The following is a 16,205-nucleotide window of genomic DNA, read 5'->3' as shown; positions in this document are numbered from 1 at the left end:
GCGCTCTGCCTTCTTCTTTTTTAATAATTACGTAAATACACATAGTTAATCTCATGGCCGGCTGTTTTATGCAAAATAACATTGGCCCTTGACTTAGTAGGCGCGATAAATTCACGTAGGTTAACTAAGTTAACGGTTTGCCAGACCCTTTCCGCCATTTCGACAGCTCGTCTTTTTGGTCCGTTTGCCCAAGAATAATAAAAACTGGCAGGATTATTTTGGTTCATGACCAGCAGATGAACAAAACGTTGCAAGAACCACGTCCTGATCAGTTTTTCATTTGCATCAATATAAATCGAAAAATTAAAAAAATCACTTGTCGCAATCATTTTATTAGGTGGAATTTGCAGGGTATTTATCCCCTCAATAATCAAAATATTAGGATTAGTAATCTTGCCGTAACCGCCAGGAACAATATCTGACAGTTCGTGTGAATATAACGGATAAAACACTTCTTTTTGGCCACTGGCTACATCTGATAAAAAATCTGCTAGCAGTTTCATATTGTAAGATTCGGGAAAGCCTTTACTATCCATCAGTCTTTTTTGCTTTAATTCACGATTAGGATATAAAAAGCCGTCTGTCGTCATCAGTTGTACTGTCAATTTAGGATAAAGGCGTTCAAGCAAGACTTTTAACAGGCGCGATACTGTGGATTTCCCGACGGCAACTGGACCAGAAATACCAATAATAAAGGGTTTATTAACATTATTGGCCCCAATAAAATGGTTCATTGATTGCAGTAGCAATTGTTCGTTATGCACAAACAGATACAAGTAATGCACCAAGGGAGCATAAATTTCGTTAACATCGCTGGAGTCGACAATATCGCCTAATGAAGTGAGTTCTTTTAACTCATTTTTGCTGATTTTGCTGGTCTTACTCTTTGCCTGGGACCAATCCTGCCGTGAAATTTTAGTAAAGTTTTTCATCATTTATGCTCTTTTCATTATATAGTGCAAAGGCGTAACAACTATAGGTGTGACTATTGCAGTAAAAATCGCTTCGACTAAACCATTCATTCCCAGCGAAACAAGTAAAACTATAAATAGCGGCATCCCTGCCGTGAAATTGCCGATATTTGAGAGCAATATTTGCGGATTTCGCATAAAGAATAAGCTGGCTAAAGTAATGACCAGTCCCGTGTTGGTCAAAGATGTTACAGCCCCATTTAATACATAAACCCACTTTTTGACCGGTAAATTCTTTTGCTGAAAATATTTAGTAATCAAACTAGGAAAAAGTCCTGCCAAGATGCTTGGTACTAAAGAAATTACCGGATTGCGAAACAGCAAGAGACTAACCATATCTCCCGGTTGTGTGTACGCCACCACTAACCTAGTCAAACCCCAAAATAGGCCAAAAACTGTACCATAACAAGGATTAAGTAAACTACCATAAATAGCAACAGTTAACGGAATGGTAGTAATAGCCGGAATCGCTGGCAAAATACGGATGTAGCCAATATTAGGTACAAAGGTTTGTAAAATCAATATCGCCATAAACACAGCAGTAACTGCTAATTTAACTGTATTATCTCTTTTCATACTTTTACTCCATATTGTCTTTGTCATATTTATCATTATTCAGTCTGCCAATAATGGTATCTGCTATTATTGAACATCCACTTTTTTAATGAAGCCTGTAGCAAATTGCTATTGGGGGCATGCTATTCAATCCCTAAAAATTTGCCCAGCAAATGATTAAATTCTGCCGGTTTTTCAGCCATTATGTCATGACCGGCATCAGTAACAGTGTTGATTTCAATGTGTTGATTGTGCTTTTGCATTTCATTGACGTAGCCGATCCTAAAGTAAGGACTTTTAGTTGAACTGATTGATAGCGCCGGAAAATCAATACTATAAACAGTTTGACGCCAATCTTTTTGAACGTGATCAAAAAGCAGTGGCATATTTTCCTCGCGCTTAAAGGGATGCTGCCGTTTAAACGGATATAGTTCAGACCAAACTTGGCTATCAATCCCATTTAGCGTTTCTTTAATATGATCATAATGAGATAGCACTTCTTTAAAATTGTGCTGCGTTAATTCTATCTGGCCGTGAGCCCAGCCATAATGCCATTTTTCGTCATTCAGCATTTTGGGCGTTTGATCAATTGTAATGATCTTAGCTATCTTCAATTCGGGATGATATTTTAAAATGGCCCACACTAAACCTGCACCCATTGAGTGCCCGATTAAAATTATGTCTTTTAAATTCAATCTGGAAATTAATTCGGCAGCTTCATCTGCCAAGTCTGCCATGGTGCTTACTGCAGGTCCTTCTGAACTGCCGTGTCCAGCCAAGTCGAAAGTAATTACTTGGTAGCCGTGTTGGGTTAAGTAAGGCACTTGCCCAGCCCATACCACGTGGTTACCGCCAAAGCCATGACAAAAGACCACTGCCTGACCTTTTCCTGTCACTTCATAATAAATTTTCCTATTAGCAATTTGCATCAACATTTTTTATTCCTTCTAGCCTTCAATAGAAATTTTTTTATACTTGGAAAAATATTTCAAAAACCAATTTTTAGTGTAATCAACCGCTGGACTCTCAATAGACGTGCTGGTGTTGCAAAGTGAAATCCGCCACGGAAAAGCTGGTTCCATTTCCTTACTCTTGATTTCCTTGTCACTATAATTTTGTCCAATTGGGGCGGCCAAAATGCCCACCAAATTTGCATCTCTTTGTACCAGGTTTAACACCAGATCCCAAGACACGGTTTGTAAAAAATAATTAGGTCTCTTGCGGTCCCCTCTGAATCTCTTATTTAGTTGGAAAGTAACCATAAAACTATCAGTTAAAGTCACGATCTTCTCTTTTTCGATTTCAGCAAACGGAATTACCTTGGCACCGATTTGATTAAAACGATGATTAGCGTTAAACCACACGCGAACGCTGCTTTCATAAATCAAATTTTCATAGATGCCCTCAATTGTAGCGGGGGAAACAATTACCGCTAAGTCTATATCTCCTAATACGAGCATCTTTTGCAAACTATAGGCTCCACATTCAACCAATTTAAGCTCAATCCCAGGATTAGAATTAATAAATGCAATCAGGGCGTCATTAAAAACAATAGAATTAATTACTGGTGCTATGCCAATTTTTACTATTCCATTCTTTTCTTCTGAAAAACGATTTAGTTTTTCCATCATTTCAACGTATTGTTGATATACTTTTCTTGATTCATTTACTAGAGCCTGGCCATAGCGGGTGAGCCCAATAATCCTGCCTTTTTTGTGCTTGAAAACTTTGATGCCCTTCCTAAATTCAATGTCTTTAATTGATTTACTAATTGCTGGTTGAGAAACATGCAAAATTTCCGCACTTTTAGTTAGGTTAAAATTATTATCTACCACTGCAAGCAAGTATTTAATCTGATTAATATCCAAGATAAGCTCTCCTACTTTCATTCACGTTCAGATTTATAAAAAAAGCAGCATTAAATGTATTTTTTCTTAAACCATTTAAAATACTGCTTCTTTTATTAGCTTAACTTAATAAAACTAATTATTATTTTTTATATTCATAAGCGGTTCCTGGAAAATCCTAGAATCCATTTCTTTCAAATCATCACTAATAAGCGGCTTGAACTCCATTTGATCAAGAACGTCTTTTTGCAGATCAACACCGGGCGCGATCTCGATTAATTTCAAACCATTTTCGGCTAATTCAAAGACAGCACGTTCAGTGACATACCATACTTTTTGCTTGTTAGCAGAAGCCACTTGCCCTGAAAATGTAACTTGTTGAACTTCCTTAACAAACTTCTTGACCTTACCTTCTTGGATAATGTGCAGCTTGCCGTCTTTAACTTCTTCTTTCAACCCAGCAGCTGTAAAAGTACCAGTAAAGATAATTTTAGGAGTATTTTGCGTAATATCGACAAAGCCGCCGGTACCAGCAATCTTAGGACCAAATTTAGAAACGTTCAAATTACCTTTGGCATCTGCTTCAGCCAAGCCCAAAAATGTTAAATCAATCCCGCCGCCGTCATAAAAGTCAAACATGTACGGCTCATCAATAATTGATTGTGGGGAAATAGCAGCGCCGAAGTCACCACCACCAAGTGGGGTGCCGCCAAAAGTACCGGGCTCAACGGTAGTCATGATATTATCGGAAAGTCCTTCTTCTTTTAAGACTAACGAACAGGTTTCTGGATACTGGCCAATACCGAAATTAACCACCTGGTCGGTTTTTTCATTAAAGAGCAGAGCAGCTCTACGTGCTATAACCTTTTTACTATCTAGCGGTATATTGATTTCATCTTCGGCTTTAATAACAGCAGAGCTGACAAAGTCGGGGTTATACTGAGTATCTGTTGTTTGCTTAGTCCATTCAGCACTATCAGCTTCTACAACATAATCAACTAATATCCCTGGGATTCTGATATCTTTAGGCTTCATGGAACCGCGCTTAAGCACACGTTTAACTTGAACAAAAACCTTGCCGCCATTATTATGAGCGGCCATGGCTATCGCTGTTGCCACTAGGGTAAGCGGCTCATCATCGAACGTAATATTACCATCTTCATCAGCAAATGTGCCCCGTAAAAGAGCAACATTTGGTTTTGGTACTTCATAAGCTAAATAATCTTTACCGTGAATATTGATCCTGTTGACCAACGTGGCGTTTTTAGCTGCATCATTTAGTCTACCGCCGCTAACCTCGGGGTCGACGAAGGTACCTAAACCCACATTAGTAATTAAGACTGGCTTATGTGCAGCAGCATCCCTAAATATTTGTGACAAAACCCCTTGAGGGAAATTAAAAGCTTCAAAATCATTAGCAGCTGATAATGGTTCCAGCTCTGGTGCTAGTGCCCAGTGTCCACCAACTAAACGATGTAGAAAGCCTTTTTCTGCAAAATTATTTGTCCCCTTAGTTTTGCCGTCGCCTATGCCGGCTGCGTGCCAAACATCCAGTCCTTTAGGATGTCCTTCTTTTTTATAACGTGCTCTCATGCATTCCAAAATTTCTTCTGGAGTATCTGTACCTAAAAACCCATCTAGTGCAATTACTGCATTATCTGGAATTAATTCGGCAGCTTTTTGACTATTAATAAATTGAATTGCCATCAGATTAATCCTCCTAATGAGTCAAAAAATAATTTATTCAATTACAATTAATAAAATGAGTTTATTTAGATTGATGAGAGCAATTTATGTAATCAAAAAATTAATTTTAAAACCAATAACTATCCGAACTATGTCATTCATACATCGTTCCGACACAATAAGGGTAACGCTTACAAGTATAGATTGTGAAATACATAATTTTCACTGTCTATATAACTTTAAGTTATGGTTTTAATCAAAAAAACCTTGCACAAAACTAGTTAAATGCTAGTTAGTGCAAGGTAGTTTGTTATCACATAAATTTCTTTTTACTTAGTAGCCATACATTGCGCTTGACCACTGGTAACAACAACATTATCTTGATTTGTTACAGTAGTATCATACACAACAATAGTGAAGTTCTTTTTAGGAATAAATTCAGTAATCGTACATTTGACAGTCAACACGTCATTTAAGTACACAGGTTTGACAAACTTAAGGGTTTGATCTAGATAAATACAACTTTCTTGTCCCGGAATATGCTCTGCTAAACAGGTAGAAATAAAAGCAGCAGTAATCATTCCGTGCGCAATTCTATGCTTAAATTGGGTCTTTTTGGCAAATTCTTCGTCCATGTGAACTGGATTATGGTCACCGCTTAGTTCGGCAAATTGTTGGACCAGTTCATCTGTAACTTGCTTAGTAAAAGTGCCAGATAAACCAATTCTTAACTTTTCTTCAGCTATAATGCTTACCTCTTGTTCTTTCTATAAAATTTCTACGCCTTTTTTAATGACTCTTTGGGCATCATCCATGAGGTCCTGCACAATTTGAGCAGCCGGTTTTGATTCTTTAATCAATCCGGCAACTTCACCAGACATGAAGAAGCTTTCTTTAGGATCGTCTTCTTGAACGCCTTTATAAAGGGCCTTATTCATAGCAGCATTGAAATCATCGCGAGAAACGCCAGTCTTTTCAAGTTCAGTTAACTTAAGGGCTTCTTCATTAGCAATTCCGCGGGTAGCGCCACCCTTAATAGAGGTGCCTACTACTGCAGTTCCAGTATCTGTTGCGTCAATTACGGCTTTGCGCCAATTTTCACCGACTGGGCTTTCCTTGGCAATGGAGAATATCGTACCGCATTGCACGCCTTCAGCTCCCGCAACAAAGGCTTCAACAACTCCACGACCATCACCAATACCACCGGCAGCAATTAAAGGAATTGAAATTGCATCGGCGATTTGAGGCCATAAAACCATTGAAGTGGTGTTACCAATGTGGCCACCGGCTTCCATACCTTCAACAATCACTGCATCTGCGCCCATTTCTTCCATCTTCTTAGCAATTTTGACATTTGGAATAACAGGCATTACTTTCACACCTGCAGCTTTCAAGTCTGTCATATAAGGTTTGGGAGTACCTGCACCAGTAGTAACAATTTTTACTCCTTCTTCAATTAAAACCTTAACAACATTCGGGGTATTCTTGTCCATCAGCATCAAGTTAACAGCAAAAGGTTTATCAGTGAGTTTCTTGGCTTTTCTAATTGCTTCTCTAACCTGATCCGGTGTTTTTCCACCGGCAGCAATAATGCCTAAGCCGCCGCCGTTTGAAACCGCAGCAGCTAAGTCAGCTGTAGCAACTTCCTGCATGGCACCTTGAACAACTGGATATTTAATACCTAATAATTTTGTAACGCGATTCATATTAATCTCCTTAAAATATTTGATTTTTTAATTTATTTAATAAAGCAAAGGGAGGCTTGAGTAATTAATTATTTACCTGAGAATTTTGCATCTCTCTTATCAACAAAGGCACTCATTCCTTCTGTTTGATCTTTAGTAGCAAAAGTTTCAGCCCAAATTTGTGATTCCATGTCAATAGCAACATCAAGTGGCAAATCTGCACCCCGGTCAACAGAATATTTGGCTAGAGCAACTGCAATAGGACCATTCTTCATAACCTGCTTAGCAATTTCACGGGCTTTGTTCATCAATTCTTCCGGCTCAACTAACTCATCAAGTAGACCGATGCGATAAGCTTCATCTGCAGAAATCATTGTAGAAGTTGCAATCATTTCCTTAGCTTTTCCGCGACCTACTAGGCGTGTCAGGCGTTGTGTCCCACCAAAGCCGGGAATAATACCCAAGCCAACTTCGGGTTGACCAAACTTAGCTTTAGCAGAACCAACACGCATATCGCAAGATGAAGCTAACTCGCAGCCACCACCAAGTGCAAAACCATTGACAGCAGCAATCGTAAATTGAGGTAAATCTTCAATTTCGCCAAAAGACTTATGTGCCAGTTTTGATAACTCAAGTGCTTGCAGTGTGTTCATGTCGCGCATCTGTGATATATCTGCACCGGCAACAAATGATCTGGGACCAGCACCTGTGATTATCAAAACTTTGATCTCATCTTGGTGAGCTTTTACCTCTCTTAAGGCATCCCCAATATCTTGCAGCGTTTCAGAGTTTAAAGCATTCAAAACTTTAGGACGGTTAATGGTCAATGTGCCAATTCCATCTTCAGCTTCCAACAAAACGTTATCATATTTATTAAAACTCATAATTTCCTTGATCCTTTCAAAACATCAAACTCATTTTATGCTCTCACGGTCAATTCTTGTGTAAGCGGAAACAATTAGCAAATTAGGCTTGTTTTTTTATTTTTTCAGGATTTGGCAGTAAAAGCTTAAATAATCAGGGATTTAGCATCATTGAAAAAAAGTTATGGTAGAAATAACTTTTGTTAAATTTTGCACAAATTATGTCGTGAAATAGTTTTAAAGGCTTAATGCTTCCGCCTTTTCCCTGGCAATAACTAAAAATAATGCTACTGATAACAAATAGTATTAATAGTCATTCAGCTATTTGTGGTAGCGCTTTACATTAGTTTATAGTTTGTGCAAAGTCTAATTAATTAAAGGAGGAAGATTATGACTGGAAGTTGGATGACGCGCTATCTTGCCGAATTTTTGGGGACAGCTGTTTTTATAGTTTTTGGTAACGGATCAGTTGCCAACTCATTTCTCAAGAAAACCACGGCCAATGGCAAAGATGGTCAAGCAAACGGAGGCTGGATTTTTATTGCGCTCGGGTTTGGCTTTGGTGTAATGATACCAGCAATGATGTTTGGCTCAATTTCAGGAAACCATATTAATCCCGCAATTACTATTGCAAAGGCTGCAGCTGGAGTTTTTCCCTGGAGTCATGTTACGCAATATATAATTGCCCAAATGCTCGGCGCTATTGTAGGCCAATTATTGGTTGTTGCTATCTATTGGCCGTACTTTAGAGAAACTACTAATGGAGAAGGGCAAATTTTTTCTTGTTTTGCGACTGGTGAAACACTTAACAATAAGTTGAATGGTTTTATCGCAGAATTTATCGGAACTGCAATTTTAGTATTCACTTGTACTGGAATCTATAGTGGTGTATTCTTCAAACAATCTGTTGATATTGCCAATGTGGGTGTCGGGTTCATCATCATGGCATTAGTAATCGCTGATGGTGGTCCTACTGGCCCAGCGTTAAATCCCGCTAGAGATTTGGGACCTAGAATAGTTCATGCTATTTTGCCTATTCCTAATAAGGGATCTTCAAACTGGGACTACAGTTGGGTACCAGTTATTGCTCCTATTTTAGGCGCACTGGTTGGTATCTTTATTTACAAACTATGTTTTAAAATGTAGTAATTTATATGTATATTAATATTTACTCGCAATAAAAAAATAATGGTTAGCCTAACTGGATAACTATTATTTTATAAGCAGAATAGTATTTATTTTTGTTAAACATAGTCAAGTAGTCAAACCAAGATTAAGCAATTTAATTAGAACCTTTATGAAATAAAAAATTAACTATGAAATTAAAAATTAACTATGAAATTAAAAATTACCTATGAAATTAAAAATTAACCCTTACATCAGATAAAATGATAAACAAAAAAGAGGACCCGTTAGGTCCTCTTTTTGCTGCTCGCTCCGGCTGTCAGACTCGAACTGACGACATCTTGATTAACAGTCAAGCGCTCTACCAACTGAGCTAAGCCGGAATACTAAAAAGCACGGCAGCGTCCTACCCTCGCAGGCAGTCTCCCACCAACTACTCTCGGCGTGAAGAAGCTTAACTGCTGTGTTCGGCATGGTTACAGGTGTTTCCTTCTTGCTCTTGCCACCGTACTTTTTTCCTTTGAGCTTTTACACTCAAAACTAAATATAATCCGCTTGAAAAACCTTGACTGCTTCTAAGCTCTGGTCAAGTCCTCGACTGATTAGTACTGGTCCGCTCCAAGCCTCACGGCTCTTCCACTCCCAGCCTATCTACCTCTTAGTCTTTGAGGTGTCTTACTACTTTCGTATGGGAAATCTCATCTTGAGGGGGGCTTCGCACTTAGATGCTTTCAGCGCTTATCCCGACCATACTTAGCTACCCAGCGATGCCTTTGGCAAGACAACTGGTACACCAGCGGTATGTCCATCCCGGTCCTCTCGTACTAAGGACAGCTCCTCGCAAATTTCCTACGCCCACGACGGATAGGGACCGAACTGTCTCACGACGTTCTGAACCCAGCTCGCGTGCCGCTTTAATGGGCGAACAGCCCAACCCTTGGGACCGACTTCAGCCCCAGGATGCGACGAGCCGACATCGAGGTGCCAAACCTCCCCGTCGATGTGAACTCTTGGGGGAGATAAGCCTGTTATCCCCAGGGTAGCTTTTATCCGTTGAGTGATGGCCCTTCCATACGGTACCACCAGATCACTAAGCCCGACTTTCGTCCCTGCTCGAGTTGTCGCTCTCGCAGTCAAGCTCCCTTATACCTTTGCACTCTGTGAATGATTTCCAACCATTCTGAGGGAACCTTTGGGCGCCTCCGTTACACTTTAGGAGGCGACCGCCCCAGTCAAACTGCCCGTCTGACACTGTCCCATGCCTCGCTTAGAGGCCCTGGTTAGAGCAGCCATCAAACAAGGGTAGTATCCCAACATTGCCTCTGATAACACTGGCGTGCTATCTTCTCCGGCTCCTACCTATCCTGTACATGTTTAACAGCTGCCCAATATCAAATTGCAGTGAAGCTCCATGGGGTCTTTCCGTCCTGTCGCGGGTAACCCGCATCTTCACGGGTATTATAATTTCACCGAGTCTCTCGTTGAGACAGTGCCCAAATCATTACACCTTTCGTGCAGGTCGGAACTTACCCGACAAGGAATTTCGCTACCTTAGGACCGTTATAGTTACGGCCGCCGTTTACTGGGGCTTCAGTTCGCTGCTTCGCTTGCGCTAACAGCTCTCCTTAACCTTCCAGCACCGGGCAGGTGTCAGCCCCTATACGTCGTCTTACGACTTTGCAGAGACCTGTGTTTTTGATAAACAGTTGTTTGGGCCTATTCACTGCGGCTGGCTCTTACACCAGCACCCCTTCTCCCGAAGTTACGGGGCGATTTTGCCGAGTTCCTTAACGAGAGTTCTCTCGCTCACCTGAGTGTTCTCCACTCGACTACCTGTGTCGGTTTGCGGTACGGGTACGCAGCTTCTCACTAGAAGCTTTTCTTGGCAGTGTGACTCTTGGACCTTCGCTACTTTAATTTCGCTCCTCATCACGCCTTGTGCTTCTCGGATACAAGCATTTGACTCATATCCACACTTGACGCTTAAACATGGCTTCCAGCGCCATGCGTCCTTCGCCTCCTGCGTCCCTCCTTCGCTATTAACGAAGCTGCGCAGTACAGGAATCTCTACCTGTTCTCCATCGACTACGCCTTTCGGCCTTGCCTTAGGTCCCGACTTACCCTGGGCGGACGAGCCTGCCCCAGGAAACCTTAGTCTTTCGGCGGATAGGATTCTCACCTATCTTGCGCTACTCATACCGGCATTCTCACTTCTAAAAGCTCCACTTATCTTCTCAGTTAAGCTTCGCCGCTTTTAGAACGCTCTCCTACCACGTGCATTACTGCACATCCACAGTTTCGGTACTATGCTTAGCCCCGGTAAATTTTCGGCGCAGCGTCACTCGACTAGTGAGCTATTACGCACTCTTTTAATGGTGGCTGCTTCTAAGCCAACATCCTAGTTGTCTACGCAACTCCACATCCTTTTCCACTTAGCATAGATTTGGGGACCTTAACTGGTGATCTGGGCTGTTTCCCTTTCGACTACGGATCTTATCACTCGCAGTCTGACTCCAGTGCTTTGATATCTGGAATTCGCAGTTTATCTGAATTCAGTAACCCCTGACGGGCCCTTCGTCCAAACAGAGCTCTACCTCCATTATCATCCTCGCACCAGGCTAGCCCTAAAGCTATTTCGGAGAGAACCAGCTATCTCCAAGTTCGTTTGGAATTTCACCGCTACCCACAACTCATCCCCGCAATTTTTAACTTACGTGGGTTCGGTCCTCCAGTGCGCTTTACCGCACCTTCAACCTGGTCATGGGTAGGTCACTTGGTTTCGGGTCTACATCAACTAACTTCCGCGCCCTCTTCAGACTCGCTTTCGCTCCGGCTCCGTCTTTTCTGACTTAACCTCGCTAATTAACGTAACTCGCCGGTTCATTCTACAAAAGGCACGCCATCACCCCTTAATGGGCTTTGACTATTTGTAGGCACACGGTTTCAGGTTCTCTTTCACTCCCCTCCCGGGGTTCTTTTCACCTTTCCCTCACGGTACTGGTTCACTATCGGTCACAATGTAGTATTTAGCCTTGCGAGATGGTCCTCGCTGCTTCAATCGGGATTCCTCGTGTCCCGACCTACTCAGGATCCTGCTCAGCGCGCTCCGGATTTCGCTTACGGGGCTCTCACCCTCTCTGGCTTACCTTCCCAGATAATTCTGCTATCCTTTGCGCTGCCTTGTCGCAGTCCTACAACCCCAGATGATAAATCATCTGGTTTGGGCTCTTTCCGTTTCGCTCGCCGCTACTAGGGAAATCGATCTTTCTTTCTCTTCCTGCAGCTACTTAGATGTTTCAGTTCACTGCGTCTTGCCCCAACCGGCTATCTATTCACCGCTTGGTAATGCATCTGCATGCATTGGGTTCCCCCATTCGGATATCTCCGGATCGCTGCGTACTTACCGCTCCCCGAAGCCTTTCGTGGTTCGTCACGTCCTTCTTCGCCTCATTGTGCCCAGGCATTCACCGTGCGCCCTTCTTTACTTGACCTTACTCAAGATACTCTCTCGGTCGCTCTTTAGCAATCTGTTCTCTTTTGATTGTTTCTCGGTTTTTCTTGGATTATATTCAGTTTTCAATGTACTAACTCGTTTGAGGTATTACCCTCAAAACTAAACAATGTTCTCGCTACTCATGTGCTTTCCTTGCTCTTGCCTTGGCTTCTCTTAGTATTCCTACTCTCCGCTTCGGCCTTCGCTTTTCCTTAGAAAGGAGGTGATCCAGCCGCAGGTTCTCCTACGGCTACCTTGTTACGACTTCACCCTAATCATCTGTCCTGCCTTAGACGGCTGACTCCTTTGCAGGTTATCCTACCGGCTTTGGGCATTACAGACTCTCATGGTGTGACGGGCGGTGTGTACAAGGCCCGGGAACGTATTCACCGCGGCGTGCTGATCCGCGATTACTAGCGATTCCAGCTTCATGCACTCGAGTTGCAGAGTGCAATCCGAACTGAGATTAGCTTTCAGAGATTCGCTTGCCTTTGCAGGTTCGCTGCTCGTTGTACTAACCATTGTAGCACGTGTGTAGCCCAGGTCATAAGGGGCATGATGACTTGACGTCGTCCCCACCTTCCTCCGGTTTGTCACCGGCAGTCTCATTAGAGTGCCCAACTTAATGCTGGCAACTAATAATAAGGGTTGCGCTCGTTGCGGGACTTAACCCAACATCTCACGACACGAGCTGACGACAGCCATGCACCACCTGTCTTAGTGTTCCCGAAGGAAACATCCTATCTCTAGGACTGGCACTAGATGTCAAGACCTGGTAAGGTTCTTCGCGTTGCTTCGAATTAAACCACATGCTCCACCGCTTGTGCGGGCCCCCGTCAATTCCTTTGAGTTTTAACCTTGCGGTCGTACTCCCCAGGCGGAGTGCTTAATGCGTTAGCTGCAGCACTGAGAGGCGGAAACCTCCCAACACTTAGCACTCATCGTTTACGGCATGGACTACCAGGGTATCTAATCCTGTTCGCTACCCATGCTTTCGAACCTCAGCGTCAGTTACAGACCAGAGAGCCGCCTTCGCCACTGGTGTTCTTCCATATATCTACGCATTCCACCGCTACACATGGAGTTCCACTCTCCTCTTCTGCACTCAAGAAAAATAGTTTCAGTTGCTCTTCCCCAGTTAAGCTGGGGGCTTTCACAGCTGACTTATTCTCCCGCCTGCGTTCGCTTTACGCCCAATAAATCCGGACAACGCTTGCCACCTACGTATTACCGCGGCTGCTGGCACGTAGTTAGCCGTGACTTTCTGGTTGATTACCGTCAAACAAGAATCAGTTACTACCCTTGTCCTTCTTCACCAACAACAGAGCTTTACGATCCGAAAACCTTCTTCACTCACGCGGCGTTGCTCCATCAGACTTGCGTCCATTGTGGAAGATTCCCTACTGCTGCCTCCCGTAGGAGTTTGGGCCGTGTCTCAGTCCCAATGTGGCCGGTCAGTCTCTCAACTCGGCTATGCATCATCGCCTTGGTAAGCCGTTACCTTACCAACTAGCTAATGCACCGCGGGCCCATCCTTTAGTGACAGCTCGAAAGCCGCCTTTCTCAGCTCGAGCATGCGCTCGTGCTGCTTATTTGGTATTAGCACCTGTTTCCAAGTGGTATCCCAAGCTAAAGGGCAGGTTGCCCACGTGTTACTCACCCATCCGCCGCTCGCGCTTCTGACTTCCTACCGAAGTATTCCGTCAAAATTGCTCGCTCGACTTGCATGTATTAGGCACGCCGCCAGCGTTCGTCCTGAGCCAGGATCAAACTCTCATTTTTTAAATGTTTGTTTGAATGTTTGCTCATTCGTTCCAAGATTCGCATCTCGGATTTATTTGCTTGCGAAATTGACTTCGCTCTTTTGTTTTGGGTTCTTTAAACCCGCACATTTTTGCGAAAACATTGTTCAGTTTTCAAGGTACTACCTGCTGTCTTCTTTAAAACAGCTTTTTCATTTTGCCAGATTCATCTGCTTTTGTCAAGCACTTTTTTCTGACTTGTTTTCGCTGCCTTACCTGACAGCGTTTATTATCTTACTAAACCTGTTGCTTTTTGTCAACTGGTTTTGCTCGATTTTTTGTCGCCCCTTGGCTCCTCTTGCCTTGCGGCTCATTGCCCGACGACAGTTATTAATACTAGCAATTATTTCTCCCTTTTGCAAGTCTTTTTTGATATTTTTTCTCACTCTGTCAATAAGCCCTTATGTATCTAAGACTTTTTATGGAAATTTTTGCTTATTTCTCCTCTAATCATCCATTTTCAATATCTATTTTGGCTATTTTACAAATTTACAAAGGCTATTAAGTTTGTTAAGTAATTTTAACCCTTTCGCATACTTTTATTAATTTAAAAGTTTTATAATACTACTATATTTCTAAGGAGAAAAAATATCTTGAAGCATAAAATTATGACATTGACAACCGCTTTATTTATGGCCACTACGCCCCTTGTTACTAGTGCCAATCAAGTTAAAGCAGCAACGACAACTAATAAACAAACTGAAATGTACAATTTTGTCAGGAACACTTTTAAAAAGCATCATGTACGCGGCATAGTTACGGTTGTAAAAGACGGAGTACCACAAACAATCAGTTACGGCTATGCTTGGTATGGCAAAAGAATTGGTAATGGCAGCAGTAAAGTTGTTTACCCAACAGCTTCTCTGCAAAAAGTAGTAACTGCAGCAATGGTAGTCCAACTAATTAATGAAACTAAGGGAACCAATAAGGAATTTACCCAAAACACTAAAATCTCGCGCTGGTATCCCAATCTTAAAAACGCTGATAGCATTACAGTGGGCAACTTGTTAACTCATACCTCAGGTATTATGGCTACTGGTACGGAGATAGATCGCGGCTATAACTATTCTGAAGATAATGCTGTCAAGTGGGTAATCAATAATATTAATGCTTCATCATCCGATGAAATTGGCAATTATCATTACAATAACAGTAATTACATTCTTCTGACCGGTATTATCAAACAGGTTACAGGCAAGTCGTATGAAGAAAATCTGCAGACTCGTATTATTAATAAGTTGAATTTACAAAATACATACCTTTATCAAAACATCCCTAAAACAATGACAGATCCCATTTCATATTATTCAAACGGAGGTAAAAATTATCAAAATGCTACTTATCTTAAGAAAAGTCTAGTTTCTCAAATTCCGGGCGCGGGCAATCTGTTTTCAACTCCAGAAGAATATTATAAAATCCAAGTTGGATTAGCGGACGGCTCTATTTTAAGTAAAGACGATTATTACTACATGACTCACCTAAAGAGTAAGGTAATTAACTACTCTGGTGGACTGTACTTATATAATAAAGACAATATCAAAAATGCGTATGGCAGTTTTATGGGGCAACATTTTGGCACCTGGATGCAATTAACTGCCGATAACCAAAACGGTATCGTCATGTTTTTAAATCAAACTGATGATAATGAAAATGACGAAAAAGATGTAGGTTACGAAATTTTACAGCATATCAAACCTAATACTTTTGTTAAACGCTAGGTTCTTGTTCAAAAAGGTTGTAACAACGTTTCGTCACTTTAAAAATTGAATAGTTATAGCGCAGAAGGCTAATAAGTCAACATTTACCAATGTGATTTATTAGCCTTTTCTATTAAAGTTTTTAACATTGAAAATCATTTTTCGCGTTTCTTTTTTATTTTGTCACTCAAATACATAGTCCCAGAGATAGTAAAATAGACAAGTGTAATAAAAAATGCGACTGTAACAATTCTAAGAAATAAGCCTAAATCTGTTAAGACTGTCCACATTAAATAGAATACATAAAAGACCGCAAGGGGTAAAGCGACTCTGTTAATTCGATGTTCTCGACGAATACTATGAATTGCTTTACTTTGATCCGCGTTTTTAAGGTCATGTTCTGCCATTTTTATTACCTCCTTTTTATTAAACCTTCTTATTGAAATTTCTTATTATTTTAACACGATATTACCAAATTAAA

Annotated in this window: 11 protein-coding genes, 1 tRNA gene and 3 rRNA genes; 2 read left to right on the top strand and 13 right to left on the bottom strand. The window is 41.5% G+C overall.

Annotation, left to right across the window (positions count from 1 at the left end; translation table 11 throughout):
• Positions 1-20: 20 nt before the first annotated feature.
• The 8 genes from coaA to DLD54_RS00515 form a co-directional block, all read right to left on the bottom strand.
• A complete protein-coding gene (gene coaA, locus DLD54_RS00550) occupies positions 21-932 on the bottom strand; it encodes a type I pantothenate kinase (protein WP_046327358.1) in 912 nt (303 codons plus the stop codon).
• A gap of 3 nt (positions 933-935) precedes the next feature.
• Entirely contained in the window at positions 936-1,547 is a 612-nt protein-coding gene (locus tag DLD54_RS00545; RefSeq protein ID WP_046326552.1) for an ECF transporter S component, read from the bottom strand.
• A gap of 122 nt (positions 1,548-1,669) precedes the next feature.
• Positions 1,670-2,461, bottom strand: coding sequence for an alpha/beta fold hydrolase (locus tag DLD54_RS00540; protein ID WP_109917871.1), 792 nt, complete (start codon positions 2,459-2,461; stop codon positions 1,670-1,672).
• Positions 2,462-2,473: 12 nt separating this feature from the next.
• Positions 2,474-3,394, bottom strand: a complete 921-nt coding sequence (locus tag DLD54_RS00535; RefSeq protein ID WP_109917870.1) for a LysR family transcriptional regulator — start codon at positions 3,392-3,394, stop codon at positions 2,474-2,476.
• 114 nt (positions 3,395-3,508) lie between these two features.
• Positions 3,509-5,080 carry an acyl CoA:acetate/3-ketoacid CoA transferase gene (locus tag DLD54_RS00530; RefSeq protein WP_109917869.1) on the bottom strand — a complete coding sequence of 524 codons (1,572 nt, stop codon included), beginning with the start codon at positions 5,078-5,080 and terminating at the stop codon, positions 3,509-3,511.
• A gap of 308 nt (positions 5,081-5,388) precedes the next feature.
• Positions 5,389-5,784: a MaoC family dehydratase gene (locus DLD54_RS00525; protein ID WP_223895917.1), complete on the bottom strand. Its 396-nt coding sequence runs from the start codon at positions 5,782-5,784 to the stop codon at positions 5,389-5,391.
• A gap of 42 nt (positions 5,785-5,826) precedes the next feature.
• Positions 5,827-6,765 (bottom strand): nitronate monooxygenase, encoded by a 939-nt coding sequence (locus tag DLD54_RS00520; RefSeq protein WP_046326548.1) that lies wholly within the window; start codon positions 6,763-6,765, stop codon positions 5,827-5,829.
• A 68-nt stretch (positions 6,766-6,833) separates the two neighbouring features.
• Positions 6,834-7,628, bottom strand: coding sequence for an enoyl-CoA hydratase-related protein (locus DLD54_RS00515; protein ID WP_038520686.1), 795 nt, complete (start codon positions 7,626-7,628; stop codon positions 6,834-6,836).
• Positions 7,629-7,997: 369 nt separating this feature from the next.
• Here DLD54_RS00515 and DLD54_RS00510 point away from each other — a divergent pair, with 369 nt between their 5' ends.
• Positions 7,998-8,753 (top strand): MIP/aquaporin family protein, encoded by a 756-nt coding sequence (locus DLD54_RS00510; RefSeq protein WP_046326547.1) that lies wholly within the window; start codon positions 7,998-8,000, stop codon positions 8,751-8,753.
• Positions 8,754-9,042: 289 nt separating this feature from the next.
• On the opposite strand, the gene DLD54_RS00505 is transcribed toward DLD54_RS00510, so the two are convergent.
• From DLD54_RS00505 to DLD54_RS00490, 4 genes are all read right to left on the bottom strand, one after another.
• Positions 9,043-9,115: transfer RNA gene (locus DLD54_RS00505), tRNA-Asn, on the bottom strand.
• 10 nt (positions 9,116-9,125) lie between these two features.
• Positions 9,126-9,242, bottom strand: a 5S ribosomal RNA gene (rrf, locus tag DLD54_RS00500).
• Positions 9,243-9,314: 72 nt separating this feature from the next.
• Positions 9,315-12,223, bottom strand: a 23S ribosomal RNA gene (locus DLD54_RS00495).
• A gap of 218 nt (positions 12,224-12,441) precedes the next feature.
• Positions 12,442-14,007: ribosomal RNA gene (locus DLD54_RS00490) — 16S ribosomal RNA — on the bottom strand.
• The 16S, 23S and 5S rRNA genes sit together here with 1 tRNA gene alongside, the layout of an rRNA operon.
• A gap of 652 nt (positions 14,008-14,659) precedes the next feature.
• On the opposite strand from DLD54_RS00490, the gene DLD54_RS00485 reads away from it, so the two are divergent.
• Positions 14,660-15,745: a serine hydrolase domain-containing protein gene (locus tag DLD54_RS00485; RefSeq protein ID WP_233559182.1), complete on the top strand. Its 1,086-nt coding sequence runs from the start codon at positions 14,660-14,662 to the stop codon at positions 15,743-15,745.
• Positions 15,746-15,879: 134 nt separating this feature from the next.
• On the opposite strand, the gene DLD54_RS00480 is transcribed toward DLD54_RS00485, so the two are convergent.
• Positions 15,880-16,131 carry a hypothetical protein gene (locus DLD54_RS00480; protein WP_046326546.1) on the bottom strand — a complete coding sequence of 84 codons (252 nt, stop codon included), beginning with the start codon at positions 16,129-16,131 and terminating at the stop codon, positions 15,880-15,882.
• Positions 16,132-16,205: the final 74 nt, after the last annotated feature.

It is taken from the genome of Lactobacillus helsingborgensis (assembly GCF_003173695.1).
In the GTDB taxonomy this organism is placed as follows: Bacteria; Bacillota; Bacilli; order Lactobacillales; family Lactobacillaceae; genus Lactobacillus; species Lactobacillus helsingborgensis.
The sequence above is the reverse complement of the archived record's forward strand: the minus strand, read 5'-3'. Positions and strand labels throughout refer to the sequence as shown.

What these genes read in the sequence shown, in the direction of transcription:
- coaA (WP_046327358.1), bottom strand. Translation starts at nt 932, where the DNA reads ATGAAAAACTTTACTAAAATTTCACGGCAGGATTGGTCCCAGGCAAAG.
- DLD54_RS00545 (WP_046326552.1), bottom strand. Translation starts at nt 1,547, where the DNA reads ATGAAAAGAGATAATACAGTTAAATTAGCAGTTACTGCTGTGTTTATG.
- DLD54_RS00540 (WP_109917871.1), bottom strand. Translation starts at nt 2,461, where the DNA reads ATGTTGATGCAAATTGCTAATAGGAAAATTTATTATGAAGTGACAGGA.
- DLD54_RS00530 (WP_109917869.1), bottom strand. Translation starts at nt 5,080, where the DNA reads ATGGCAATTCAATTTATTAATAGTCAAAAAGCTGCCGAATTAATTCCA.
- DLD54_RS00520 (WP_046326548.1), bottom strand. Translation starts at nt 6,765, where the DNA reads ATGAATCGCGTTACAAAATTATTAGGTATTAAATATCCAGTTGTTCAA.
- DLD54_RS00515 (WP_038520686.1), bottom strand. Translation starts at nt 7,628, where the DNA reads ATGAGTTTTAATAAATATGATAACGTTTTGTTGGAAGCTGAAGATGGA.
- DLD54_RS00510 (WP_046326547.1), top strand. Translation starts at nt 7,998, where the DNA reads ATGACTGGAAGTTGGATGACGCGCTATCTTGCCGAATTTTTGGGGACA.
- DLD54_RS00485 (WP_233559182.1), top strand. Translation starts at nt 14,660, where the DNA reads ATGGCCACTACGCCCCTTGTTACTAGTGCCAATCAAGTTAAAGCAGCA.
- DLD54_RS00480 (WP_046326546.1), bottom strand. Translation starts at nt 16,131, where the DNA reads ATGGCAGAACATGACCTTAAAAACGCGGATCAAAGTAAAGCAATTCAT.